The 25,073-nt window shown below is 66.0% G+C and carries 23 protein-coding genes; 15 read left to right on the top strand and 8 right to left on the bottom strand.

Annotated features, from left to right (window positions below; all coding sequences use genetic code 11):
- The first annotated feature begins 130 nt into the window (after nt 1-130).
- Both ACQR1I_RS29735 and queG read left to right on the top strand, forming a co-directional pair.
- Nucleotides 131-823, top strand: a complete 693-nt coding sequence (locus ACQR1I_RS29735) for a glutathione S-transferase family protein (protein WP_434869641.1) — start codon at nt 131-133, stop codon at nt 821-823.
- Entirely contained in the window at nt 772-1,950 is a 1,179-nt protein-coding gene (gene queG, locus ACQR1I_RS29730; RefSeq protein WP_434869774.1) for a tRNA epoxyqueuosine(34) reductase QueG, read from the top strand. Before ACQR1I_RS29735 ends, queG begins: the two co-directional genes overlap by 52 nt.
- 11 nt (nt 1,951-1,961) lie before the next feature.
- Here queG and ACQR1I_RS29725 read toward each other — a convergent pair whose 3' ends face one another.
- A complete protein-coding gene (locus tag ACQR1I_RS29725) occupies nt 1,962-2,747 on the bottom strand; it encodes an alpha/beta hydrolase (protein ID WP_434869640.1) in 786 nt (261 codons plus the stop codon).
- 331 nt (nt 2,748-3,078) lie between these two features.
- Here ACQR1I_RS29725 and infC point away from each other — a divergent pair, with 331 nt between their 5' ends.
- The gene (gene infC, locus ACQR1I_RS29720) at nt 3,079-3,618 is read left to right on the top strand and encodes a translation initiation factor IF-3 (RefSeq protein ID WP_434869773.1); all 540 of its coding nucleotides are present in this window, start codon (nt 3,079-3,081) and stop codon (nt 3,616-3,618) included.
- Between the two features lie 103 nt (nt 3,619-3,721).
- Here the strand turns inward: infC and ACQR1I_RS29715 are convergent, their stop codons facing one another.
- Nucleotides 3,722-5,842, bottom strand: a complete 2,121-nt coding sequence (locus ACQR1I_RS29715; protein ID WP_434869639.1) for an ATP-binding protein — start codon at nt 5,840-5,842, stop codon at nt 3,722-3,724.
- A 170-nt stretch (nt 5,843-6,012) separates the two neighbouring features.
- Here ACQR1I_RS29715 and rpmI point away from each other — a divergent pair, with 170 nt between their 5' ends.
- The 7 genes from rpmI to ACQR1I_RS29680 all read left to right on the top strand — a co-directional run bounded on the left by rpmI (nt 6,013) and on the right by ACQR1I_RS29680 (nt 12,455).
- Complete coding sequence (gene rpmI, locus ACQR1I_RS29710) at nt 6,013-6,213, top strand: 50S ribosomal protein L35 (RefSeq protein ID WP_008539890.1); 201 nt, start codon at nt 6,013-6,015, stop codon at nt 6,211-6,213.
- A 72-nt stretch (nt 6,214-6,285) separates the two neighbouring features.
- The gene (rplT, locus tag ACQR1I_RS29705; RefSeq protein WP_012040570.1) at nt 6,286-6,645 is read left to right on the top strand and encodes a 50S ribosomal protein L20; all 360 of its coding nucleotides are present in this window, start codon (nt 6,286-6,288) and stop codon (nt 6,643-6,645) included.
- Nucleotides 6,646-6,788: 143 nt separating this feature from the next.
- Nucleotides 6,789-7,871 (top strand): phenylalanine--tRNA ligase subunit alpha, encoded by a 1,083-nt coding sequence (gene pheS / locus ACQR1I_RS29700; RefSeq protein WP_434869638.1) that lies wholly within the window; start codon nt 6,789-6,791, stop codon nt 7,869-7,871.
- Entirely contained in the window at nt 7,868-8,284 is a 417-nt protein-coding gene (locus ACQR1I_RS29695) for an ASCH domain-containing protein (RefSeq protein WP_434869637.1), read from the top strand. The genes pheS and ACQR1I_RS29695 overlap by 4 nt, the downstream gene beginning before the upstream one ends.
- Nucleotides 8,281-10,689, top strand: a complete 2,409-nt coding sequence (pheT, locus tag ACQR1I_RS29690) for a phenylalanine--tRNA ligase subunit beta (protein WP_434869636.1) — start codon at nt 8,281-8,283, stop codon at nt 10,687-10,689. The genes ACQR1I_RS29695 and pheT overlap by 4 nt, the downstream gene beginning before the upstream one ends.
- Complete coding sequence (locus ACQR1I_RS29685) at nt 10,686-11,477, top strand: sulfite exporter TauE/SafE family protein (protein ID WP_434869635.1); 792 nt, start codon at nt 10,686-10,688, stop codon at nt 11,475-11,477. Before pheT ends, ACQR1I_RS29685 begins: the two co-directional genes overlap by 4 nt.
- Before the next feature lie 33 nt (nt 11,478-11,510).
- Nucleotides 11,511-12,455 (top strand): MBL fold metallo-hydrolase, encoded by a 945-nt coding sequence (locus ACQR1I_RS29680; protein ID WP_434869634.1) that lies wholly within the window; start codon nt 11,511-11,513, stop codon nt 12,453-12,455.
- A 423-nt stretch (nt 12,456-12,878) separates the two neighbouring features.
- Here the strand turns inward: ACQR1I_RS29680 and ACQR1I_RS29675 are convergent, their stop codons facing one another.
- Nucleotides 12,879-14,285, bottom strand: a complete 1,407-nt coding sequence (locus ACQR1I_RS29675) for a flavin monoamine oxidase family protein (protein ID WP_434869633.1) — start codon at nt 14,283-14,285, stop codon at nt 12,879-12,881.
- Nucleotides 14,286-14,479: 194 nt separating this feature from the next.
- Here ACQR1I_RS29675 and ACQR1I_RS29670 point away from each other — a divergent pair, with 194 nt between their 5' ends.
- Complete coding sequence (locus tag ACQR1I_RS29670; RefSeq protein ID WP_434869632.1) at nt 14,480-15,457, top strand: YiiX/YebB-like N1pC/P60 family cysteine hydrolase; 978 nt, start codon at nt 14,480-14,482, stop codon at nt 15,455-15,457.
- Nucleotides 15,458-15,750: 293 nt separating this feature from the next.
- Nucleotides 15,751-16,002, top strand: a complete 252-nt coding sequence (locus tag ACQR1I_RS29665) for a hypothetical protein (protein WP_434869631.1) — start codon at nt 15,751-15,753, stop codon at nt 16,000-16,002.
- 207 nt (nt 16,003-16,209) lie between these two features.
- Here ACQR1I_RS29665 and ACQR1I_RS29660 read toward each other — a convergent pair whose 3' ends face one another.
- Nucleotides 16,210-16,485 (bottom strand): metal-sensitive transcriptional regulator, encoded by a 276-nt coding sequence (locus ACQR1I_RS29660; RefSeq protein ID WP_434869630.1) that lies wholly within the window; start codon nt 16,483-16,485, stop codon nt 16,210-16,212.
- A gap of 246 nt (nt 16,486-16,731) precedes the next feature.
- On the opposite strand from ACQR1I_RS29660, the gene ACQR1I_RS29655 reads away from it, so the two are divergent.
- From ACQR1I_RS29655 to ACQR1I_RS29645, 3 genes are all read left to right on the top strand, one after another.
- Nucleotides 16,732-19,425 carry a heavy metal translocating P-type ATPase gene (locus ACQR1I_RS29655; protein ID WP_434869629.1) on the top strand — a complete coding sequence of 898 codons (2,694 nt, stop codon included), beginning with the start codon at nt 16,732-16,734 and terminating at the stop codon, nt 19,423-19,425.
- Between the two features lie 50 nt (nt 19,426-19,475).
- Nucleotides 19,476-20,048 carry a hypothetical protein gene (locus ACQR1I_RS29650; RefSeq protein WP_434869628.1) on the top strand — a complete coding sequence of 191 codons (573 nt, stop codon included), beginning with the start codon at nt 19,476-19,478 and terminating at the stop codon, nt 20,046-20,048.
- 84 nt (nt 20,049-20,132) lie between these two features.
- Nucleotides 20,133-20,885 (top strand): sulfate transporter family protein, encoded by a 753-nt coding sequence (locus ACQR1I_RS29645; protein WP_434869627.1) that lies wholly within the window; start codon nt 20,133-20,135, stop codon nt 20,883-20,885.
- Here the strand turns inward: ACQR1I_RS29645 and ACQR1I_RS29640 are convergent.
- The 4 genes from ACQR1I_RS29640 to nth form a co-directional block, all read right to left on the bottom strand.
- Entirely contained in the window at nt 20,823-22,439 is a 1,617-nt protein-coding gene (locus tag ACQR1I_RS29640) for a DHA2 family efflux MFS transporter permease subunit (RefSeq protein WP_434869626.1), read from the bottom strand. The two genes, ACQR1I_RS29645 and ACQR1I_RS29640, sit on opposite strands and share 63 nt — an antisense overlap.
- Nucleotides 22,436-22,957: an isoprenylcysteine carboxyl methyltransferase family protein gene (locus ACQR1I_RS29635; RefSeq protein WP_434869625.1), complete on the bottom strand. Its 522-nt coding sequence runs from the start codon at nt 22,955-22,957 to the stop codon at nt 22,436-22,438. The genes ACQR1I_RS29640 and ACQR1I_RS29635 overlap by 4 nt, the downstream gene beginning before the upstream one ends.
- Nucleotides 22,954-24,006 carry a type III polyketide synthase gene (locus ACQR1I_RS29630; RefSeq protein ID WP_434869624.1) on the bottom strand — a complete coding sequence of 351 codons (1,053 nt, stop codon included), beginning with the start codon at nt 24,004-24,006 and terminating at the stop codon, nt 22,954-22,956. Before ACQR1I_RS29630 ends, ACQR1I_RS29635 begins: the two co-directional genes overlap by 4 nt.
- 227 nt (nt 24,007-24,233) lie before the next feature.
- On the bottom strand, nt 24,234-25,067 hold the full coding sequence (nth, locus tag ACQR1I_RS29625; RefSeq protein ID WP_434869623.1) for an endonuclease III: 834 nt from the start codon (nt 25,065-25,067) through the stop codon (nt 24,234-24,236).
- Between the last annotated feature and the right edge of the window lie 6 nt (nt 25,068-25,073).

The raw sequence follows: 25,073 nt of genomic DNA, 5'->3' as shown, positions 1-25,073 counted from the left end.
CGCCGACCATGCGCTAATGGTCCGAATCGCAACCGCGCCGCGGTGCGCCGGTATCAAGACCATCCGCCCGCGCGATGCGAAGGTTGATCCAGCGTCGGGCGCAGCGGCCGCGGAATCGTCGAAAGGCTCCATGTACACGCTCTTCCACCATCCCTTCTGCCCGCATTCGCGCTTCGTCCGGCTCGTGCTCGGCGAATACGGGCTCGATCTGCGCCTGGTGGAGGAACGCGCCTGGGAGCGCCGCGAGGCGTTCCTCGCGCTCAATCCGGCGGCGACCACGCCGGTGCTGTCGGTCGAAGGCCTGCCGTCGGTGCCCGGCGTCGGCGTCATCGCCGAATATCTCGACGAGGCCTGCGGGCCCGCTATGGGCGACCGCCGGCTGATGCCGGCATCGCCGGCGGAGCGCATCGAAGTGCGCCGGCTGATGGCGTGGTTCAACGACAAGTTCTTCGAGGAGGCCTCGAACCTGCTGGTCACCGAGCGCATCTACAAGCGCTTCATGAGCGAGGAGGATGGCGGCGGGCCGCCGTCGACCGACGTGATTCGCGCCGCCAAGACCAATGTGCGCTATCACCTCGCCTATATCGGCTGGCTGGCGCAGCGGCGCAATTTCCTCGCCGGTGATCGCCTGACCTATGCCGACCTCGCCGCCGCCGCGCATCTGTCGGCGATCGATTATCTCGGCGACGTGCCGTGGATCGAGGACGACGCCGCGAAGGCGTGGTACGCGCGGGTCAAGTCGCGGCCGTCGTTCCGCCCGCTGCTCAGCGACTGGCTCGCGGGCGTGCCGGCGTCGCGAACCTATGTGGATCTCGACTTCTGAGCGCTGACGCGCCAGAGGCCCTGAGGGCCGCACTGGCCGCCGAGGCGCAACGGCTGGGCTTCGATGCCGTCGGCATCACAGCGCCGGTCGTGAATGCCGAGCGCGCCGCGGCCTTCGAGCGCTTCATCGCGTCGGGCCAGCACGGCGACATGGACTGGCTCGCCCGCGAACCCGCGCGGCGCACCGATCCGCAGACGCTGTGGAACGAGGTCCGCAGCGTCATCATGCTCGGCGTCAATTATGGCCCCGACGACGATCCGCGCGCGATCCTCGCACAGCGCAGCCGCGCCGCGATATCCGTCTACGCCCGCGGCGACGACTATCACGACGTCATCAAGAAGAACCTCAAGACGCTGGCGCGCTGGCTGGTCGCGGCCACCGGCGGCGACGTGAAGGTGTTCGTCGACACCGCGGCAGTCATGGAGAAGCCGCTGGCCGAGGCGGCAGGATTGGGCTGGCAGGGCAAGCACACCAACCTGGTATCCCGCGGCTTCGGCTCCTGGCTGTTCCTCGGCGCCATCTACACCACGCTGGAGCTGCCGGCGGATGCGCCGGAGCGGGATCATTGCGGCTCGTGCCGGGCGTGCCTCGACAGCTGTCCCACTGCGGCGTTCCCGGCCCCGTACCAGCTCGATGCGCGGCGCTGCATCTCGTATCTGACGATCGAGAACAAGGGCCCGATCCCGCGTGAGTTCCGCACGGCCATGGGCAACCGCATCTATGGCTGCGACGACTGCCTCGCCGCCTGCCCGTGGAACAAGTTCGCGCAAGCGGGCAGGGAGTCGAAGCTGGCCGCGCGCGAGGTGCTGCGCGCGCCGGACCTGGCGGAACTGGCGGCGCTCGACGATGCCGCGTTCCGCGCGCTGTTCACGAAGTCGCCGATCAAGCGCATCGGCCGCAATCGCTTCCTGCGCAACGTGCTGATCGCGATCGGCAACTCCGGCGATGCGGCACTGGTGCCGGCGGGGGAGCGGCTCGCGGCCGATCCCGATCCGCTGGTGCGGGGCGCGGCAGCATGGGCGCTGGGGCAATTGCTCGACGAGGCCGCCTTCGCGCGACGTGCCGAGGCTGCGCTGATCTCGGAGACGGACGACAGCGTCCGCGCGGAGTGGCAAACGGCGCGATGAGCGCGGCCAGATCAGCCGATCTCGCCGACGGCGGCCAGCATCCGCGCGATGTCCTGCGGCCGCGACAGCCGGTGGTCGCCATCCTGGATCATGGTCAGCACCACGTCCTCGGCCGGCAGCCGGTGCGCCAGAGCGAAGGCATGCTGCCAGGGCACGTCAGGATCCTGCGCGCCCTGCAGGATGCGGACGGGGCAGCCGACATTGATCGCGCCGCCGAGCAGCAGGTGATTACGCCCGTCCTCGATCAACGCCCTGGTGATCGGATAGGGCTCGCCATACTCGGAGGGCCGCATCCAGACGCCCTTGGTCTCGATCTCGTTCCGGATCTCAGGCGAGAAGCCCTTCCACATCAGCTCCTCGGTGAAATCGGGCGCGGGGGCGATCAGGACGAGGCCGGCCAGCGTGGCCGCGCCGGGCTGGTTCAGAAGCTCGCGCGCCAGCAGCAGCGCCATCCAGCCGCCCATCGAGGAGCCGATCACCACCTGCGGCCCCCGGCAGACCTGCCGGAACACCGCGACGCTCTCCTCCAGCCAGCGCCCGATGGTGCCGTCGGCGAAGCGGCCGCCGGATTCGCCATGGCCGGAATAGTCGAAGCGGACGCAGGCGCGGCCGCGCTCCGCGGCCCAGGCGTCGAGCGCCAGTGCCTTGGTGCCCTTCATGTCGGAATTGAAGCCGCCAAGCCAGAACAGGCCCGGCGCGGCGCCGGGGCGGGCGCGGACCGCGATCTGGCGCGACATATCGCCCGTGCCGACGGCGATGAAGGCAGGCTGGTCGGCGGATTGTGCAGCTTGGTTCATGGATCGTTACCCGATATCGGCTGTTGTGTGGGCGAACCGTGGCGGCGCGTCAATCGCGTCGACCGGCGGCTGGAGCTTGCGAAACGGGTCCGCCCGCTCTATGTCGCCTGCAGGACCGTGACGGACCGGCCACATTGAGGGCCGGCTGCATGGACATCCGGGGAAGATGCCGGGGCTGACGATTGCAGCAGCAACCGCCGTCCCGCTCAATCGACGCAGGCGCCGCCACGGCCCGGTCGGAAAATTGACGGACCGGGGGCTGGCTGTCTTGCCCGCCACGGCATCTTCCTTCACACTAGTGCCCCTCTTCCACAACCTTGGAGAACCACCCATTCGCCGCCCCAATCGAGCCCCGCCCGCAGCCATCAAAGACGGGCCGCGTACCAATGACGAGATTCGCAATGCTCAGATCCAGCTGATCGACGCCGAAGGCACCAACCGTGGTGTCGTCGAGACCGTCGTCGCCATCAGGATGGCGGCCGAGGCCGGCATGGATCTGGTCGAGATTTCGCCGAACAACTCGCCTCCCGTCTGTAAGATCATGGACTACGGGAAGTACAAATATTCGGCGCAGAAGAAGGCCGCCGAGGCCCGCAAGAAGCAGAAGGTCGTCGAGATCAAGGAGATCAAGCTCCGTCCGATGATCGATGATCACGACTACGACGTGAAGATGCGCGCCATGCAGCGCTTCTTCGAGGAAGGCGACAAGGTCAAGATCACGCTCCGCTACCGCGGCCGCGAGATGGCGCACCAGGAGATCGGCACCAAGCTGCTCGACAAGGTCAAGTCCGACGTGGCGGCGTTCGCCAAGGTCGAACAGGACGCCAAGTTCGAAGGGCGGCAGGTGGTCATGGTGCTGGCGCCGCGCTAGCAGCCGGATACCGACGCGCCAAACCGGGCCCGCCACGCGATTGGCGGGCTTTTTCCTGCCCGGCTCCCGGAGGAAGCCGCCGGCCTTCCCGCAGCGATCCTGGTCAGGCTCCGGCCACCACCGCTGTCTTGCCAGATCCGCCAGAGGCGGCCGGCCGGTGTTGGGCGATCGCGGCCTGGAGCGCTTCCGGGCGGATCGGCTTGGTGACGAAATCATTCATGCCTGCGGCGAGACATATCTCGCGCTGTCCGACCAGCGCGTTCGCGGTCAGTGCGATGATCGGGACGTTGCGGGCAGGTCCGTCGAGGGCGCGGATGTTTCGGCTGGCGGTGATGCCGTCCATTTCCGGCATCTGCATGTCCATCAGGACGAGATCGTAAGCCTTGCGCTGCACCGCTTCGACCGCCTCCCTGCCGTTGCAGACGAGGTCGGCCCGATAGCCGTCCCGGGCCAGCAGCTTCGACACCAGCGACCGGATGATGTCGTTGTCCTCGGCCACCAGGATTTTCAGGTCGGACGTCTCACGCGGAATCGCCGGGACAATCGGCGGCGACTGCACCTTGACCGGGGTTTCGCAGGGGCGGCAAACCATCGTGAACCAGAACTTGCTGCCCTGTCCCGGCTCGCTCTCGACGCCGATGTCGCCTCCCATCGCCTGGCACAGGCGCTTGCAGATGGCGAGGCCGAGCCCGCTGCCGCCATATTTGCGGGAAATCGACGAATCCGCCTGCACGAATGCATTGAACAGGCCCTTCTGCACATCGGCAGGAATGCCCGTTCCAGTGTCGATGACCTCGATCCGCAGCTCGATCGATTCGGGCGTCAGCACGCGCGGCTGCGCCGTGATCCGGATCGAGCCGGTCTCGGTGAACTTGATCGAATTGCCGACCAGGTTGAGCAGGATCTGGCCGAGCCGGCTCGGATCGCCGGCCAACTGGTCCGGAATATCCTTGCTGATGCTGGTCTCGAACTGCAGTCCCTTGCTCCGCGCTTTCGGAGCGAGCAGCAGCCGGACGGCATCGATCGAATGCCGCACACTGAACGGGATCGACTCCGGCTCGAACTGCCCGGCCTCGAGCTTCGAGAAATCCAGGATGTTGTTGACGACGGTCAGCAGATTGCGCGCCGATTCATGCGCGACGTGGGCCAGTCCGCACTGCTCTTCGTTCAGTTCGGTACCGACGAGCAGGTCGATCATGCCCATCATGCCGGCCAATGGCGTGCGGATCTCGTGGCTCATCATCGCCAGAAAGTCCGACTTGGCCCGGCTCGCCTCTTCTGCAGCGGCAAGGCTGTTGCCGAGGCGATTCATGGCTTCGCCTCGCTCGGCGAACAGTTTCGCGTAGGTTCCGACATTGACCAGCAGGAAGAACGCGTAGCTCAGCGCCAGGAATCCCAGGATCACATAGCTGCCGCCGGCGATCGTGAAACATTTGATGACGATGGGGCCTAGAACCACGGCCATGTAGGTGATGGCGGCGGGGTAAGCCGCCGAGAGAAGCACGCTGCCGCCGGCCGACATTCCCACCGCGAGGGCGATTAGCACCATCTCCTGATCCTGGGGAAGATCCCCGAACAACCAGAAGCCGAGGATACCCCACGGGGCTGCCATGATGGCCCCCATGACGATGTTCTTGTGCAGCGACTGCGGCTTTCGCGGCCGTCTCGGCTCAGCCGCTGTGCGCTTCGCACGACGCTGCTTGCTGAACCAGCGGGCGAGCAGCCACAGGCCGAGCCCATAGGAGAAGGCTGACCACAGGAGAAGAAGATTCCAGTCGACCACCGCGTGGAACGAGGCCAGGACGACCGTCGTGTTGATCAGGCTGCTGACGATCGACAGCGGTGTGGCGCGGGCAATCGCATTGAGCAGCATGCGCCGGTTGGTGGACGAGCCGGCCGGTCCGGACTTGGCAACCGCCGTCTCATGGCTTGGGTCCAGCTGCGGCGTTGCGCTGGCGGAGTTGACTGCTGGACTGCTGCTGTTCATCTCTTGGACGCTGCAGGTTTCAGGAATTCTAGCGATAGTTGAAAAGGACGCTAGGGTCCGCGGGGTAAAGCTTGGATTGACGAGCAGCCGCGGGCGCGGGAACTTTCTTACGAACGTCCTTGATTGCTTCTGAACGCGGGTTCCCCAGTACCGGACGGGACGGGCACATGCGCGGCATTCGCTCCGGAATCCGGAGAAGCGCTTCCAGTCATTGCCATGTTTGAACTTCTCTGGCATAAGCGCGGCCTTCGTCGCCCGGCTGATCAAGGGCTGCCGTGGCGATGACCCTGTGCGGGTGGGTCCATGTTAGGCCCCGAAACCTGAGCACAACCAACGCTCTAACGAGCATTTTCGCCGGATGGCGCCGCTTTCGCGGGCGGCTTGCCGTTGGCATCAAGGAGAGCCAAATGCCCAAGCTGAAGACCAAATCCGGCGCCAAAAAGCGCTTCAAGGTGACTGCCACCGGCAAAGTGATGCACGCCCAGCGCGGCAAGCGCCACGGCATGATCAAGCGGACGAAGAAGCAGATCCGTCAGCTGCGCGGTACCCGCGTGCTGTTCAAGACCGACGGCGACAACGTCAAGAAGTACTTCTTGCCGAACGCCTGACCGGCCTCTCGCTTCCGAAACCCGCCGCGCCCGGCGCGGCTTTTCCGTCATCTCTGATCAAGGATTTCCGTCATGTCTCGCGTCAAACGCGGTGTGACCGCCCACGCCAAGCACAAGAAAGTCTTCAAGGCCGCCAAGGGCTATTACGGCCGCCGCAAGAACACGATCCGCACCGCCAAGCAGGCCGTCGAGAAGGCCGGCCAGTATGCGTTCCGCGATCGCAAGCGCAAGAAGCGCACCTTCCGCGCGCTCTGGATCCAGCGCCTGAACGCCGCCGTGCGTCCGTTCGAGCTGACCTACAGCCGATTTATCGACGGCCTGTCCAAGTCCGGCATCACCGTCGACCGCAAGGTGCTGTCGGATCTCGCGATCAACGAGCCCGCCGCGTTCCAGGCGATCGTTGAGAAGGCCAAGGCGGCGCTCGCCGCCTGATCGCCTTGCGCATCGTGAGGACTTCAAAAGCGGCCGACGCTCTCGGCCGCTTTTTGCTGTCCGGTACCACCGATCCTTTCGCTTGACCCCTGTCGCCCGCGCGGCGACAACCCAGCCGCCTTTGTTCCGCGGAGATTTTAACCGTGTCCGACCTCGCCTCGCTCGAAACCTCGATCCTCGACCAGATCGCCGCTGCCGGCGACGAAGCCGCGCTGGAAGCTGTGCGCGTCGCCGCGCTCGGCAAGAAGGGCTCGATCTCGGCGCTGCTCGCCACGCTCGGCAAGATGTCGCCGGACGAGCGCAAGACTCAAGGAGCGGCGATCAATCTTGCCAAGGACAAGGTCACGCAGGCGCTGACCGCGCGCCGCGACGTGCTCAAGGCCGCCGCGCTCGACGCGCGCCTCGCCGCCGAGACCATCGACGTCACCTTGCCGCTGCAGGACACGCCGGCCGAGACCGGGCGCATCCATCCGCTCAGCCAGGTGATGGACGAGCTGACCACGATCTTCGCCGACATGGGCTTCTCGATCGCGGAGGGACCCGACGTCGAGACCGACGACTACAACTTCACCAAGCTGAACTTCCCGGAAGGCCACCCCGCACGCGAGATGCACGACACGTTCTTCTTCAATCCGAAGCCGGACGGCTCGCGCATGCTGCTGCGGACCCACACCTCGCCGGTGCAGGTGCGGACGATGCTGAGCCAGAAGCCGCCGATCCGCGTGATCTGCCCGGGCCGCACCTACCGCATCGATTCGGACGCGACCCACACGCCGCAATTCCATCAGGTCGAAGGCCTCGTCATCGACAAGGGCTCGCATCTCGGCCACCTCAAATGGATCCTGCACGAGTTCTGCAAGGCGTTCTTCGAGGTCGACCACATCAACATGAAATTCCGGCCGTCGTTCTTCCCGTTCACCGAGCCATCGCTCGAGGTCGACATCCAGTGCCGCCGCGACAAGGGCGAGATCCGCTTCGGCGAAGGCGAGGACTGGCTGGAGATTCTCGGCTGCGGCATGGTGCATCCGAACGTGCTCCGCGCCTGCGGCATCGATCCTGACGAGTATCAAGGCTTCGCCTGGGGCATGGGCATCGACCGCATCGCGATGCTGAAATACGGCATGAGCGATCTGCGCCAGCTGTTCGAGGGCGACGTGCGCTGGCTGTCGCATTACGGCTTCAAGCCGCTCGACCTGCCGACACTGGCCGGAGGATTGAGCACGTGACCCTCGAGATGGTCCCCGAGGCCTATCGCGGCTTGCGGACGTTCGCGTTCGGCGACGGCCCGGAGCTTGCCGACAAGTTGCTCGACCTCGTCGTCAACGGCCTCAAGACGGCGACCTGCAGCACCGAGGACGAGCCCAATACGTCGACACCCGGCGAGCGCTGGATCGTTCTCGACGGGCAGGGCCGCCCGCGCTGCGTGATCGAAACCACCGAGGTCAGCTATCGCCGCTTCGACGAAGTCGACGCGGCCTTCGCCTTCGAAGAGGGCGAAGGCGACCGGAGCTTGAATGACTGGCGCGAAGCGCACCGAACCTATTTCACCCGACTGGGCAGGTTCAGCGACACCATGACGTTGATGTGTGAGCGCTTCCGTCTTGTCGAGGTCTTTGCCGATCGCAGGGTTGCATCATGAAATTCACACTGTCCTGGCTGAAGGATCATCTCGACACCGACGAGTCGGTGGAAAAGATCGCCGAGAAGCTCACCATGATCGGTCTCGAGGTCGAGCATCTCGAGGACAAGGCGAAGCTGCTCGCGCCGTACAAGATCGCGCGCGTCGTTTCCGCCGAGCAGCATCCCAACGCGGACCGGCTGCGCGTCTGCATGGTTGACACCGGCGACGGTGGCGCGCCAGTGCAGGTGGTCTGCGGCGCGCCGAATGCCCGCGCGGGTCTCGTCTCGGTGTTCTCACCGCCCGGCACCTACATTCCCGGCAAGAACATCACGCTGTCGGTCGGCACCATCCGAGGCGTCGAGAGCCGCGGCATGCTGTGCTCGGAGGCGGAGCTCGAACTCTCAGAGAACCACGACGGCATCATGGAGCTGCCGGCGGATGCGCCGCTCGGCAAGCCCTATGCCGAGTGGGCCGGGCTCGGCGATCCGCAGTTCGAGATCAACCTGACACCGAACCGCCAGGACTGCACCGGCGTGCACGGCATCGCGCGCGACCTCGCCGCGGCCGACATGGGTAAGCTCAAGGAGCCCGGCATCAAGCCGGTCAAGGGCGAGTTCCCCTGCCCCGTCAAGGTCGTGGTCGAGGACGAGAAGCTGTGTCCCGGCTTCGCGCTGCGGCTGGTGCGTGGCGTCAAGAACGGCCCGTCACCGAAATGGCTGCAGCAGCGGCTGACCTCGATCGGCCTGCGCCCGATCAACGCGCTGGTCGACATCACCAACTACATGACCTTCGACCGGGCGCGGCCGCTGCACGTATTCGACGCCAAGAAGGTCAAGGGCAATCTCGTCGTCCGCCGCGCCCGCGACGGCGAGACCTTGCTGGCGCTGGACGGCCGCACCTACACGCTCGACAATTCGATGTGCATCATCGCCGATGATGCCGGCGTCGAATCGCTGGCCGGCATCATGGGCGGCGAGGCCTCGGGCTGCGACGAGACCACCACCGACGTGCTGATCGAATCGGCGCTGTGGAACGAGATCAACATCGCCCAGACCGGCCGCAAGCTCGGCATCAACTCGGACGCGCGCTACCGCTTCGAGCGCGGCGTCGATCCGGCGTTCATGGTGCCGGGCCTGGAGATGGCGACGAAGCTTGTGCTCGAATTGTGCGGCGGCACGGCGTCGGACAATGTGGTCGTCGGCAGGTCGTTCGGCGATGACCGCATCATCGAGTTCCCGCTCACCGAAGTGAAGCGTCTCGCCGGCATCGAAGTGCCGTTCCCCGAGGTGCGGCGGATCCTGACCCAGCTTGGCTTCACGCTCGCCGGCAACGGCCCGGTGATGAAAGTCGCGGTGCCCTCCTGGCGCAGCGATGTCCATGGCAAGGCCGACATCGTCGAGGAAATCGTCCGCATCGTTGGCGTCGACAAGGTGCCGATGACGCCGTTCGAGCGTGGCGACGCGCCGCGCAAACCGGTGCTGACGGCACTGCAGCTGCGCACCCGCCGCGCCAAGCGCGCGCTGGCGGCCCGCGGCATGGTGGAAGCCGTCACCTGGTCGTTCATCTCCAAGCCGACCGCCGAGCAGTTCGGCGGCGGCAAGCCCGAACTGGCACTCGCCAATCCGATCGCGGCCGATCTCTCCGACATGCGGCCGAGCCTGCTGCCGGGGCTGATCGCCACGGTACAGGCCAATGCCGATCGCGGCTTCGGCGATGTCGCGATCTTCGAGGTCGGGCAGGTGTTCAAGGGCGACCGTCCTGAGGACCAGTTCATGGCCGCGAGCGGCATCCGGCGCGGTATCGCATCGTCGAAGGGTCTCGGCCGGCACTGGACCGGATCGCAGCCGGCCAACGCGTATGACGCCAAGGCCGATGCGTTCGCCGTGCTCGCCGCAGCGGGCGCGCCGATGGCGTCGTTGCAGATCGTGCCCGGTGGTCCGGCCTGGATGCACCCGGGACGCTCCGGCACCATCCAGATGGGACCGCAGAACGTGCTCGGACATTTCGGCGAGCTGCATCCGCGCGCGCTGGAAGCGCTGAAGGCGGACGGCCCGCTGGTCGCCTTCGAGGTCATCCTCGATCGCATTCCTGCGGCCAAGGCGAAGCCGACCCGTGCCAAACCGGTGCTGGAGCTCTCGGCCTTCCAGCCGGTGTCGCGCGACTTCGCCTTCATCGTCGACCGCAAGGTCAAGGCTGGCGATATCGTCAAGGCGGCGCAGGGTGTCGACAAGAAGCTGATCACCGACGTCACCGTGTTCGACGTCTACGAGGGCAAGGGCATCGAGGACGGCAAGAAGTCGATCGCGATCGCCGTGACCCTGCAGCCGCGCGACAAGACGATGACCGACGAGGAGATCGACGCGGTCGCGGCGAAGATCACGGCCGACGTCGCCAAGAAGACCGGCGGCACGTTGCGCGGATGAGCCTGCAAGAGCTCGTCCGAACAGAGCTCATCCCTGCCGATCTCAGCCTGCTCGCGACGATTGCACTGGCAATCGTCGCCTTTATCGCGGCGACCGCGCGCGGCTTCTCCGGCTTCGGCGCGGCACTGATCTTCATGCCGCTGGCCAGCAGCTTCGCGACGCCGCAGCTCGTGGCGCCCCTGCTGCTGGTGATCGACTTCGTATCAATGGCGCCGATGGTGGCGCCGGCCTGGCGCGAGGCCGATCGCAAGGCCACCGCGGTGATCGTGGCCGGCGCGCTGGTCGGCGTGCCCGTGGGCACCTGGTTTCTCAGTCGCCTCGACCCCATCACGGTGCGCTGGATCATCACCGGCTTCGTGACCGCGCTGCTCGCATTGCTCGTCTCCGGCTGGCGCTATCGCGGCAAGGAGTACACCGCTCTGTCCGTTGCGGTCGGCGCCGTCTCCGGCTTCTGCAGCGGGCTCGCGCAGACCGGCGGGCCGCCGATCGTCGGCTACTGGCTCGGACGTCCGATCCCATCGAAGATCGCGCGGGCCAACATCGTGCTGTTCTTCGGCGCCTCGGATTTTTTCGCGATGGTCAGCTATGCGACGAGCGGCCTGATCAGCTGGGACTCACTGAAGCTGTCGCTGCTGATCGGCCCGGTCTACGCGCTGGGCGTGGCCTTTGGCGCTTCGCTGTTCGGCCGCGCCAGCGAGCAGATGTTCCGCGCCATCTGCTATGCGCTGATCGCGATTGCCGTGATCGCTGGTCTGCCGGCTCTCGACGGGGTGCTCGGGCGGGGCTAGCCTCGCGCCAACGAGACCGACCGGGAGGACACCATGATCAATCGCCGCACGATGCTCTCGCTGGCATTGGGCTCGGCCGGAGTCATCGCAGCGCCAGCTGTGTTCGCGCAAGGCGCGAAGACCGGCACGCGCATCGTCTTTCTCGGCACCAAGGGTGGTCCGCGCGTCGGTGTCGGCGCCTCGAACCCGGCCAACCTCGTCGTCGTCAACGGCACGCCGTTCGTGATCGATTGCGGCATGGGCGTCAGCCGCCAGCTCGTCAGTGCCGGCGTGCCGATCCCGTCGGTGAAGTACATCCTGATCAGCCATCACCATTCGGATCACAATCTCGAATACGGCAACCTCGTCTACAATGCCTGGGCGGCAGGGTTGTCAACGCCGATCCAGTCGTTCGGACCGAGGGGACTGGAGGAGATGACCCGCAACTTCTGGGCCACCAACAAGTACGACGTCAACACGCGCATCGAGGACGAGGGCCGTCCCGACCCCCGGCCGCTGCTGATCGCGAAGGACATCGACGCCGATGGCGTCGTGCTGAAGACCGCCGATGTGACGGTCACCGCGTTCCGCACGCCGCACCCGCCGATCACCGACAATTTCGCCTACAAGTTCGAGACCGCCGAGGGCACGATCGTGTTCTCCAGCGATACCGCCTACAATCCAAAGCTCGCCGAGTTTGCCAAAGGCGCCGACGTGCTGGTGCACGAATGCCTGTATGTACCCGCGGTCGACCGTCTGGTGATCAAGACCAAGAACGGCTCGACGCTCAAGAAGCACCTGCTCGAAAGCCACACCACCACGGAGGATGTCGGACGCATTGCCGCAGCGGCCGGCGTCAAGACGCTGGTGCTGAGCCATTTCGTGCCGGGCGATGATCCCGAAGTGACCGACGAGGATTGGACCCGCGACGTCAAGAAGAACTACACCGGCCGCATCGTCGTGGCGAAGGATCTGATGGAGTTGAAACTGCCGGTGTAGTCGACATAGCAGCGATTTGTTGAAACGCTTTCTTCTATCGGAGGCGAGCCCGGTGCACATGAATGCGCCCTCTCCCCTTGTGGGAGAGGGCATCGCCGGCTTATCGACACATGCGGTTGGGTGAGGGGTATCTCTCCGCATACCATGCTCGTGGAGAGATACCCCTCACCCAACCGAGTTTGCCGCACTGTCCTACATGCCCTCTCCCACAAGGGGAGAGGGCGCATTCACGCGCACCGGAGTCGTTCTCACTGCCTCAAAATGCAGTGAGCATACAGTCCGTAGGATCGGCAAAGCCGCTGCCGCAACGCGGCGGCGCGCCCACCGTCCATCGGCGAAGTCATCAGCAAGGTGGTGGGCACGGCGCCACAACGGTCTGGTCTATGGAGACAGCCCGGCAGCTCTTTTGCCTACCGCTCGACCTCAATCCTCCGGCGAGGCCGACCGCACCTTGCCCCGACGCCGCGGACGCTTTTCGCTCTGCTCCGGCTCGGGATCCTTCAACGCGCCGATCCGGCGCAGCGCGGCTTCGGCGGTGCGCTCGCCGGACTCCCAGGCGCCGTCGACCGTGCCCCACAGCGTTTCATGGGTGGCTTCGCCGGCGAGGAACAACGGCCCGAGCGGCTCGCCGAGAATCTTCCGGGCGCCCTGGTTGCCCGGCGCGGCGGCAGACATCGCGCCGAGCACGCCCGGCACCTGGTTCCAGCGCGTCGCCGCTGACGACTTTATGGCCGCAGCGGCTTCGCTGCCGAACAGCTTGGCGATCCATTCCTTCGCGAACGCGGCCATCGCCGCCTCGCCCTGGGCCGACAATTCGCGCCCGAAGCTGCCTGACACGTCGACGGTGCACAGCGACGATCCGCCGATATTGGCGAGCAGAAGACCCGTCCGGTTCGAGTTGCTCTGCTCGATGATGACCTCGTCGCGTGACAGGCCGAGCGGATTGCCCGTCAACATCAGCGCGATGCGATCCATGCTGCCGAGGCTCAGCTTGGCCGCGGCGTCGAGCTGCCGCTTCGGCAGCTCGGGCGTGAACTTGATGGCGCCCGAGGTCAGCACGTTGGTGGACACCGTGAGGATCACGGCGCGGGTCGCGATCCGGCCCGCCGGCGTCTCGACCGCGACGTCGCGGTTGCTCCACACGATGCGTGTCGCCGGTGTCGACAGCGCGAGCGGCAGCGACTCGCCGAGCTTGCTGACGAGCGTGCCGAGGCCCTGGCGGCACGCCAGCGGCGCGCTGCGATCCTGGGCGCGTGCCTTGTCCATGACCGACAGGTCGGCGAGATCCTTGCTCGTCGCACTGGCGCCGAGCACGAAGGTGGCCGTGCTGGTCCAATCGCCGAGATCCTTCGGCAAGGCGGCCGCGCAGGACGTATCGAGCTTGCCGCGCGACGCCTCGTCAATGGCGCGGTTGGCACGGACGAGCCCGGCCAGGAATTGCTCGGTTTCCCCTGGGCGTGCATTGCGACGGCCGACGCGGACCTTCTGGCCGACCGGCGCGGCCAGCACATCGAGGCCGGCGCCGCGGGCGAGTTTGCTGATCGGATTGCTGTCGGCATTGAGCAACCAGCGGGCGCCGCGGTCGAACGGCACGCCGAAAGTGGTGGCGTCCGTAATGCAGCGCCCACCAATTTGCGGCGCCGTCTCGAGCAGGATCACCTTGCGATTGGCTGCGATGATGCGGCGGGCGGCGGCGATCCCGGCAGCCCCCGCCCCGATCACGACGATGTCGGCCTCGCGTGGAACGGCCGCTTGTGCGGTGCGACTAAGCGCGGGCAGTGCGGCCAGCGCCGCTGACGCGGAGAGGAAGCCGCGGCGCGTGAAGCTCATGACATGGTTTCCGAAAGCTTTGAAAGAGACGCGTTCACGACAAGTTTTGGCGCATCTGCCGCCCTGCGGCAACCGGGATGGTAAACATGCTACCATCTGGGACGCTTCGACTATGAACCAAATTGCAACCGCAATCGACCATCATGGAAGCAGGGAACACGCAGGCGGCCGGCAAAGGTCGTCCGGGGAGCGTTATGGGTATCGTGCTCGATCAGATCGGCAAGCTGCTTGCCGCCTATCTCCAGAAGGAGATACCGGGGTATGAACCATTCACGCCCAGCGATCCCGATTACCTGCGCAAGGACATCCAGCCCGGCGACGTCCTGCTGGTCGAAGGCAACAGCCGGATCTCCGGCATCATCAAGTACCTCACGCAGTCGACCTGGTCGCATGCGGCGCTCTATGTCGGCCCGATCGACGGCGCAGTCGAGCCCGACGGCGAGCCGCATGTGCTGGTCGAGGCCTATGTCGGCGATGGCGTGATCTCGGCGCCGTTGTCGAAATACTTCGCCTATCACACACGCGTGTGCCGTCCCGTCGGCCTCACCTTCGAGGACCGCCACACTGTCTGCCGCTACGCCATCAACCGCATCGGCTTCGGCTACGACACCAAGAACATCATCGACCTGATGCGCTTCCTGGTTCCGCTGCCGGTCCCGCAGCGTTGGCGGCGGCGCATGATCGCGCTCGGCTCCGGCGACCCGACCAAGATGATCTGCTCGGCGCTGATCGCGCAGGCGTTCGATGCGGTGCGCTATCCGATCCTGCCCAAGATAACGCGGGCACCGTCGCGGCGCGCCAAACGCGAGATCCTGCACATCCGCGATTCATCCTTGTACATGCCGCGCGACTTCGACATCTCGCCCTATTTCGAGATCGTCAAGCCGACCATCGTCAACGGCTTCGACTACACCACGCTGCACTGGGCCGACAAGCAGAAGCCGCTCGCGGAGGTAGCGGGCCAGTTCAGTGTGTTTCCAGGGACTATCGTTTCGCCGCCGCTCGTTCCTGAAGCGGCTGACGAAGAAGCGGCGCAGCCGGCTGCGGCTGCGGAAGTAGTCGTCGAGCTCGGCGAGCAGCTCGTCGTCAGCGAGCATTTCCTCATCGCCGAGCCAGTCCGAAAACTGCCGCCACGCCCAGCCGCCCGCCGCCGCAACAAGGTTTCAGTCTGAGCTCTCACTGGCACCACGAAAGTTGAACCAAAGCCCGCGCGCTGTTGACGCTGCGTCCACTCTTCCCGTTATTACGTGAAGCATCTCAACCGCGCCGAGGAAGCGCGACGAGGCCGCGCGCGACGTTGCCTACCGGCGGTGCAACGGCCCGCTTCAGAGCGTCGACGAGCGGCGTCCTGGTGATGGACATGACGCTCAGGATTGAGATTTTAATTAGTGGGTTTCCGTCTGCGGGAGTATTCATAGGCGCGTCGGGTTCTCTCAGCGTACCTAGCAGCAAGGAGCTAAAGTGTATGCCAAAACTCGTCATGCGGAATTCGTCAGAAAAGGAAATCCACGTCGTTATCGAACCGTGGGCTGACTTCGAGATAGTGCCTACTCAGGGGGAGTTGCGTTTTGAGTACGAGGATTTTGAAATTCCCCCCGCTTTGGAAGTCGAAATGATTGGCGATGGAAAAGTCACGGTTTTTATTATGAGTGAAACGATCAAGATAACCGGTAGTACGAGCGAACGAATCTATTCGTGTAGAGAATCTCCAGAGTAGAATTGTTGTGGTGCGGGTGCGCCGAATTGATTGGCTGAATCACAATGGCGGGGTGGTTGATTGGGTTGATTAAGTGCGTGACTGGTTCAGCCGCCGCCTGCTGCTCGGGGAGAGGGCTGGGCTGAGAGGCATCCGTACGCACCGGCCCCGCCGAGCATCCCTCTCACCCGGCGGTCGTGGCTCTGGGCTCGCTTGCCGACTACGACATTAGCGATCCGACCGGCTGATCACATCCATCAACTCCGCGATCTTCTGCCGCTGATCGGCCTTGTCGCCGGCGGCGATCGCGTGCTCGACGCAGTGCGCGACGTGGTCGCGCAGGATCTCCTCCTCGACGCGGCGGAGCGCCGCCCTGACGGCGGAGATCTGGGTCACGATGTCGATGCAGTAGCGGTTGTCCTCGACCATCTTGGACAGGCCCCTGACCTGCCCTTCGATCCGGCTCAAACGTTTCTGACAGGATGTCTTGATGTCGTCGCGCATGCGGCCTATATACCCCTACTGGGTATAGGTTTCAAGAGGCGAGGCTGGGCAATGTCGGAAACCGGACACGGGCATGGGGCCGCAGCAGGCACCGCTGGCGGGTGTGGCTGCGGATCGCGCGTCGATACGGCGCAAACCGGACACAAGGAAGCGACGTCAGACAGCTGTTGCAGCGATCGTGCCGAAGCTGCGACGTCGGCGGCGGGCGCGTGCTGCGGCGGTCACGACCATGCGGCATCCGAGCCCGTGAAGGTGAAGGACCCGGTCTGCGGCATGTCGGTCGACCCCGCGACCTCGAAGCACCGCTTCGAGCATAATGGCCAGACCTTCCACTTCTGCTCCGCCGGGTGCCGCACCAAATTCGCGGCCGATCCCGCGAAGTATCTCGCGCCGGCAGCTGCAGACTCATGCTGCGGCGGCCATGATCACCCTGCGCATCAGCACGATCACGCCAAGGTCATCGATCCCGTCTGCGGCATGTCGGTCGACCCCGCGACATCGAAGCACCGCCTCGAGCATGACGGCCAGACCTTCCACTTCTGCTCCGCCGGGTGCCGCACCAAATTCGCGGCCGATCCCGCGAAGTACCTGGCGCCTGCCGCTGCGGACTCATGCTGCGGCGGCCATGATCATCCTGCGCATCAGCACGATCACGCCAAGGTCATCGATCCCGTCTGCGGCATGAGCGTCGATCCCACGACGTCGAAGCACCGCTTCGAGCACCAAGGCGAGACCTTCCATTTCTGCTCCGCCGGCTGCCGCACCAAGTTCGCCGCCGATCCCACCAAATATCTCGGCGAGCGCGAGCCGCCGCCGGAGATGCCGGCCGGCACGATCTACACCTGCCCGATGCATCCGGAGATCCGTCAGGAAGGCCCGGGCACCTGCCCGATCTGCGGCATGGCGCTGGAGCCCGATGTCATCAGCCTCGACGATGCGCCCAATCCCGAGCTCGCCGACATGACGCGGCGGTTCTGGATCGGTGCGGTGCTCGCAGCACCCGTGGTGGTGCTGGAGATGGGCGGACACATCGTCGGCGGGCACGGCCTGATCGATCCGGTGCTGTCGAACTGGATCCAGTTCGCGCTGGCGACGCCGGTGGTGCTGTGGGCGGGCTGGCCGTTCTTCGTGCGCGGCTGGCAGTCGGTGCAGACCCGCAATCTCAACATGTTCACCTTGATCGCGATGGGCACCACGGTCGCCTATGTCTACAGCGTGATCGCGACCCTGGCGCCGCAGGCGTTTCCGCCGGCGTTCCGCGGCCACGGCGGTGCGGTGGCGGTGTATTTCGAGGCGGCCTCGGTCATCACCATCCTCGTGCTGCTTGGCCAGGTGCTGGAGCTGCGCGCGCGCGAGGCGACCTCGGGCGCGATCAAGGCGCTGTTGCAGCTGGCGCCGAAGACGGCGCGCCGGCTCGATGCCGACGGCAACGATCACGAGGTGGAGATTGCCGAACTTGCAGTTGGCGATCAGCTGCGCGTGCGGCCCGGCGAGAAGGTGCCGGTCGACGGTACCATCCTCGAAGGCCGCTCCTCGCTCGACGAATCGCTGGTGACGGGCGAGTCGATGCCGGTGACCAAGGACGAAGGCGAGCGCGTCATCGCCGGCACCTTGAACCAGACCGGCAGCTTCGTGATGCGCGCCGACAAGGTCGGGCGCGAGACGCTGCTGTCGCAGATCGTGCAGATGGTGGCCGACGCGCAGCGCTCGCGCGCGCCGATCCAGCGCCTCGCCGACCAAGTCGCGGGCTGGTTCGTGCCGACGGTGATCGCTGCCGCCATCACCGCGTTCGTCGCATGGTACGCCTTCGGCCCCGAGCCGCGCTTCGCCTTCGGCCTGGTCGCGGCGGTGAGCGTGCTGATCATCGCCTGCCCGTGCGCGCTGGGACTGGCGACGCCGATGTCGATCATGGTCGGCGTCGGCCGCGGCGCCCAGGCCGGCGTGCTGATCAAGAGCGCCGAGGCGCTGGAGCGCATGGAGAAGGTCGACACGCTGGTGGTCGACAAGACCGGCACGCTGACCGAGGGCAAGCCGAAAATAACGAACATCGTCACCGCGCAAGGTTTCGACGAGGCCGAGGCGCTCAGGCTCGCCGCCAGCGTCGAGCGCGCCAGCGAGCATCCGCTGGCCGAGGCGATCGTCCGTCACGCCAGCGAGCGCAAGCTCAAGCTGGCTGACGTGAAAGGCTTCGACGCGCCGACCGGCAAGGGCGCACGCGGCGAGGTCGACGGCAAGACGATCGTGCTCGGCAATGCCACCTATCTGGCCTCGCTCGGCATCATCACCGATACGCTCGGCGTTGAGAGCAAGCGGTTGCGCAGCGAAGGCGCGACCGTGATCACGATGGCGGTCGACGGCAAGCCGGCGGCGCTGTTCGCGATTGCCGATCCCGTGAAGGCCTCGACACCGGACGCGCTGAAGGCGCTCGCGGCCGACGGCATCAAGGTGATCATGCTGACCGGCGACAACCGCACCACGGCGACCGCGGTCGCGCGCAAAATCGGCATCACCGAGGTCGAGGCCGAGGTGCTGCCGGAGCAGAAGAGCGCCGTCGTCGCGCGTCTCCGCGCCAGCGGCAAGGTGGTCGCGATGGCCGGCGACGGCGTCAACGACGCGCCGGCGCTGGCGGCCGCCGATGTCGGCATCGCCATGGGCACCGGCACGGATGTGGCGATGGAGAGCGCCGGCGTCACGCTCCTGCAAGGCGATCTCGGCGGCATCGCGCGGGCGCGCAAACTCTCGGCCGCGGTGATGCGCAACATCCGCCAGAACCTGTTCTTCGCGTTCATCTACAACGCCGCCGGAATCCCGATCGCGGCGGGCATCCTCTATCCGGTGTTCGGCATCCTGCTGTCGCCGATCATCGCCGCGGCCGCGATGTCGCTGTCGTCGGTGAGCGTGGTCGGCAATGCCTTGCGGCTGCGGGCGACGAGGCTGTAAGCGGAACCCGGAGTAGACTTTCGCGGAGGGTGGTTCCATGATTGACGATCATGCGAACGGTTCTCCGCGTCATCCTTTCGATCGTGCTCGGCTTCCTGCTGATGTGGCCACTCGTCGCCATCTACGACTGGGCGGAGTTGCCGACATTCCATTCGTGGGGCCTGATCCATGGCAGCCTCTTTGCCGCCTGGCCTACGCTGGGAGCGATCATCTTTTTCGCCCTCGGATACGTGCCGTTCTTCGGACCATCGCCGGACGCTCCATTGCGCATGGCCGTGCTGATCAGCAGCCTGCCCGTGTATAGCTTTCTCAACGTACCCTCCTACTACAGTCAGACGACTCAATACGGTCTGCTGATTGCAATAGCCGCGATCGTTGCCGTTCTCGGCTTCTTCGCGAAGCGCCGACTCGTCTTGGGTCTGCTCGCGCTGATGCCATTTGCGGCAAACCAGCTCGAATTGTTGCCGCAACTCATCATGGAGCCGAGCGCAATCGACTGGTCGGTAGAGGCGTTCTTCGCCTATCGTCACCTGAAACTGCCGATCCTTGCGGCGGGAGTGGGTTGGGCCATCGCCTGCCTCGTTGCGCGCGTTCTGGGACGCACGCCTGCCGTCCCCGCTTGATCCGAGCTGCTCCGGAACAACCCCTTGCCGAGGGGCGAGGCGATCGCTACCTGCCACGCTGGTCAGGAGAGAAAGGTCCCACGCATGATCGACGCCGCCATCAAGGCGCTTTCGCAGATGTTGTCGCCACCGATGCGCTCGATCCTGTGGCGCTCGATCGGGTTGTCGCTGGTGCTGATCACGGTGCTGGCGATCGGGCTGCAGCGGCTGCTCAGTTGGCTCGCGACTGCCGGCGAGGGCTGGGCCGAGGCGATGCTCGGGCCGAACTCGCACGGCACCCTGGAGGTGCTGACCTGGATCATCTCGATCGCCGCCGGTTTCGGCGTCGTGTTCGGCGGCATCATGCTGATGCCGGCGATCACCTCGCTGATCGCAAGCCTGTTCGTCGACGATGTCGCCGATCTGGTCGAGCGTGAGCATTATCCGGCCGAGCGCCCCGGGTCCGCGCTGCCGGTCGGCATCGCCATGGTCGAAGGCCTCAAGGCCGCCGGGCTCACCATCCTGGTCTATCTGGTCGCCCTGCCCTTCGTGTTCCTGGCCGGCGCCGGCCTCGTGATCTTCTTCATCGCCACCGCCTGGCTGCTCGGCCGCGAATATTTCGAGCTCGCCGCGATGCGCTTCCGCCCGCCTGCGGAGGCCAAGGCGATGCGGCGCGACAACGCGGTGACAGTGTTCACCGCGGGGCTGTTCATCGCCGCCTTCGTGACGATTCCGATCGTGAACCTGGCGACGCCGCTGTTCGGCATGGCCTTCATGGTCCACCTGCACAAGCGCCTATCCGGACCGCGGCCCGAGCTGATCGAGCCGTCGCCGGAGCGCCGGCTGCGCAGCCTCTAGCGCCATCGCGCGCGGCGACGCGTTCGCCGCCTTGCCCGCAAACGGGATCAGCACGAAGCCGAGCAGCGCGACCGCGGCGAGCAGCGCCCAGGCCTCGTTGACGCACAGCGCCAACGACGCCTTCTCGACCAGCGGCCGCACATAGGCGATGGCCTGTTCCTCCGACACGCCGCGCGGCCGGTTGCGCAGCAGCTCAGGCGCAAGCCCGATCGCCTTGGCCGCCGCGCTGTCGCCGGCCATCAGGCGATCGCGGAACGCCTGGGCATGCAGGGTGACGCGGCCGTAGATGATGGTGTCGATCAGCGCGATGCCGATGGCGCCGCCGAGATTGCGCATCAGGTTGAACAGTCCGCTGGCATCGGCGACCTCGGCCTGCGGCAGGTCGCCGAGCGCGATCCGCGTCGGCGGCAGCAGGCAGAACATGATGCCTATGCCGCGCACCACCTGCGGCCAGAACATCTCGTCGTAGTCAGCCGTTCCCGGCTGGAAGGCGCTGGCGGCAAGGCCGGCGCTGAACAGCAGGAAGCCGAACGCGGTCAGCAGCCGCGCATCGACCTTGCCGTCGAGCGTGGTCACGATGGGGGCGGCGATCAGCTGCGCCACGCCGGTCACCAGCATGATCTTGCCGATCTCGAACGCATCGTGGCCGCGCACGAAGGCGAGGAACACCGGCATCAGATAGACCGAGCCGAACAGGCCGATGCCGAGGCAGAAGCTCGAGATGCAGCCGAGCGTGAACGAGCGGCGCTGAAAGCTGCCGAGCCTGAGGATCGGATGCGCTGCGGCCAGCAGCCGCTGGATCAGCAGCGTGAGACACGACGCGCTGAGCACCAGCAGCGCGATGCAGTTCGACGACAGCCAGCCGCCCTTCGGCGCTTCCTTCAATCCAAGCTCGAGGCTCGCCAGCGACACCGCGAGCAGCAGCAGCGCCAGCAGATCGAGCTTGTCGAGCTCGCCGAGTTCAGGACGCTCGTCCGGCAGCAGCGCCGGCGTCACCGTCGCCGCGAGGATGCCCGGCGCGATGTTGATCAGGAACAGCCACGGCCACGACCAGGTGTTGGTGATGAAGCCGCCGACCACGGGGCCGATCGTCGGCGCGAGCACCGCCACGACGCCGCCGATCGTCGTCGCCACAGCATGCAGCCGCGCCGGAAACAGCAGGAACACGGCCGAGAACACCACGGGGATCAGCAGGCCGCCGAAGAAGCCCTGCAGCACGCGGAACGCCAGCAGCATGTGAAAGCTGCCGCTCAGCGCGCAGCCGAGCGAGGCTGCCGTAAATACGCTCACCGCGCCGACAAACAGCCAGCGCAGCGTGAACACGCGGGTGAGCAGGCCGGTCAGCGGAATCGCGATGATCTCGGCGATCAGATACGCCGTCTGGATCCAGCTCATCGCGTCCGGCGTGATGCCGAGCGCCTCCTGGATGGTCGGCAGCGACGTCGCCACCACCTGGATGTCCAGGATGGCCATGAACATGCCGACGCACATCAGGATGAATCCGAGCCAGGTCGCGATGCTCGGACGGTCCTCCCGCGCGACGGGTGCGCTCATGCCGTCTGGCCGCCACCGACGCCGCCGCCAGCAATGCCGGAGAGCGCCTCGGATTCCGCGCGGATGCGGATGAACAGCACGGCGGCATTGAGGCCGGAGAAGATCAGCGCGATCAGCGGCAGATGCAGCGCCAGCGGCAGCAGCGCGATCTCCGCCGTCACCACCAGGTAGTTCGGATGCGAGATGTAGCGATAAGGACCATCGGTCACCAGCGGCGCACCCGGCAGGATGATGATGCGCGTGGTCCAGCGCGGCCCGAGCGTCTGCAGCACCCACCAGCGCAGGCCCTGCAGCAGTACGAAGCCACTCAGCAGCCAGGGATCGACCTCCTGGTCGGTGCCGAGCAGCCACAGCGACACCAGCCAGGCCGCATGCATCGAGATCATCAGGGGGTAATGATCCGCCCCGATCTCGACCGCGCCCATGGCGCGCAGGCGCTTGGTGTTGTGGCGGGCGAGCACGAGCTCGCCGAGCCGTTGCATGGTGACGAGGGCGAGGACGAAGGCGGCGAAGGTCATGCGGCGTGCCTCAATGAAACGCAGCTTGCGGTGAAACCGGGGCCGAGCGCCGTCAGCACCGAGCGCGGCGGCAGGCCGCGCGCGCGGGCGCGCTCCAGCACGAACAGCACGGTCGGCGCCGACATGTTGCCGTAGTCGGCGATGATCTCGCGCTCATGATCGAGCGTGCCCTGCCCGAGCGACAGCGCGCGCTCCAGCGCCGTGATCACCTTGGCGCCGCCGGGATGGCAGACGAAGCGGTCGACGTCGGCGGCCGACAGCTTCATGTTGCCGAGAATCTCGTTGACCGCCGGCCCCATGTTCTCGGTGACGAAGTCGGGAATGGTGCGCTGGAAGATCACCCCAAACCCCTCGGGATCGACGCTCCAGCCCATGATATCGAGCGTATCCGGCCACAGCTTTTCGCCCGTCGCCTCGACGCGCGTAGTCCCACCGTCGCCGGCGCGCAGGATCGCCGCCGCCGCGCCGTCGCCGAACAGGCTGAGCGCGACGATGTTGGCCTTGCTCAGCTCGTCATGGCGAACGGCGAGCGTGCACAATTCGAATGTCACCATCAGCACGTTGGTGCCGGGCCGCGCCTGCGCCAGCCGTGCGGCGATCGAGAGCCCGGAGACGCCACCGGCGCAGCCGAGCCCGAACACCGGCACGCGCGAGACGTCGGAGCGGAAGCCCATGCGGCCGGCGACGCGCGCTTCGAGCGTCGGCGTCGCGATGCCGGTCGAGCTCACGGTGACGATGGTGTCGATCTCGGCAGCGGTGAGATCGGCCTGCGCCAGCGCCTTGTTGGCAGCATCGATGAACAGCGCCTCGGCGCCTTCGAGATAGGCCTCGGTGCGCTCGGGCCAGCCGCGGCGCTCCATGTACCACTCGATTGGCTTGACGCCGTAGCGCTGCCGGATGCCGGTGTTGGCGAACAGGCTGGCCATGGTGTCGAACTGCGGAAAGCGCGGCGACAGCACCACGCGCGCGGCTTCCATCACCTCGTTCTGGCGAAACTGATGCGGGGGCACAGCGGTCGCGAGCGACACGAGGGCGGCGGTATGGTCCATGCGATCGATCCTTCCACGTCCCGGCGCAAACAGTCCGAGAACGCGGAAATTTCACGCGCCACTCACATCGCCCGGATTACCTGTTTCATCTTATGGCCAAAGCGGGCGGCGGTGTGGCCCGGCGATGGTGAGACGGCGTCGCGGCGTGACGCTTAAGTGACTGTCAAACGCGTTCTCAATTTGCAACCTTACGTCGCGCTCAACGTACTCAGGCGGCCTTCTCCGCCTCAGGCGGTCTTCTCGGGCCAGCGGCAGAGATCCTTGATCAGGCACAGCTCGCAGCGTGGCTTGCGCGCGAGACAGGTGTAGCGGCCGTGCAGGATCAACCAGTGATGGGCGTGCAGCATGAACTCGGCCGGGATCACCTTCTCGAGCCCGAGCTCGACCTCAAGCGGCGTCTTGCCCGGCGCCAATCCCGTGCGGTTGCCGACGCGGAACACGTGGGTGTCGACCGCCATGGTGTGCTCGCCGAACGCCATGTTGAGCACGACATTCGCGGTCTTGCGTCCCGCGCCCGGCAGCGATTCCAGCTCCGCGCGCGTGCGCGGCACCTCGCCGCCGAACTCGGCGATTAGCTTCTGCGACAGCGCGATCACGTTCTTGGCCTTGGTGCGGTAGAGGCCGACGGTCTTGATGTAGTCGCGAACGGTGTCCTCGCCGAGCGCGAGCATCTTCTGCGGCGTGTCGGCGACTTTGAACAGCGGACGCGTCGCCTTGTTGACGCCGGCGTCGGTCGCCTGCGCCGATAGCACCACGGCGACCAGCAGTGTGTAGGGGTTGAGATGCTCGAGCTCGCCCTTCGGCTCCGGATTCGATGCGGCGAACCGGCTGAAGGCCTCGCGGATCTCGGCCGGAGTCCAGGGTTTTGTCGCCTTCAACGCGGCCTTGACCGGGCGGACCGGAGTGGTCTTCGCCACCTTGCCCGACGGCTTCTTCGGCGCCTTGACGGCCTTTTTCGCAGCGATCTTGGATGCCGTGCTGGGCGCAGCCTTGGCAGGCTTTTTGGCGACCTTGCGAACCGGCATTGGCGTGGCGCGTTGGGGGCGGGTGATTTTGGCCATGATCCG

The organism is Bradyrhizobium sp. HKCCYLS2038 (assembly GCF_051167655.1).
Lineage (GTDB): Bacteria > Pseudomonadota > Alphaproteobacteria > Rhizobiales > Xanthobacteraceae > Bradyrhizobium.
This window is presented reverse-complemented; position numbering and strand designations above follow the sequence as displayed.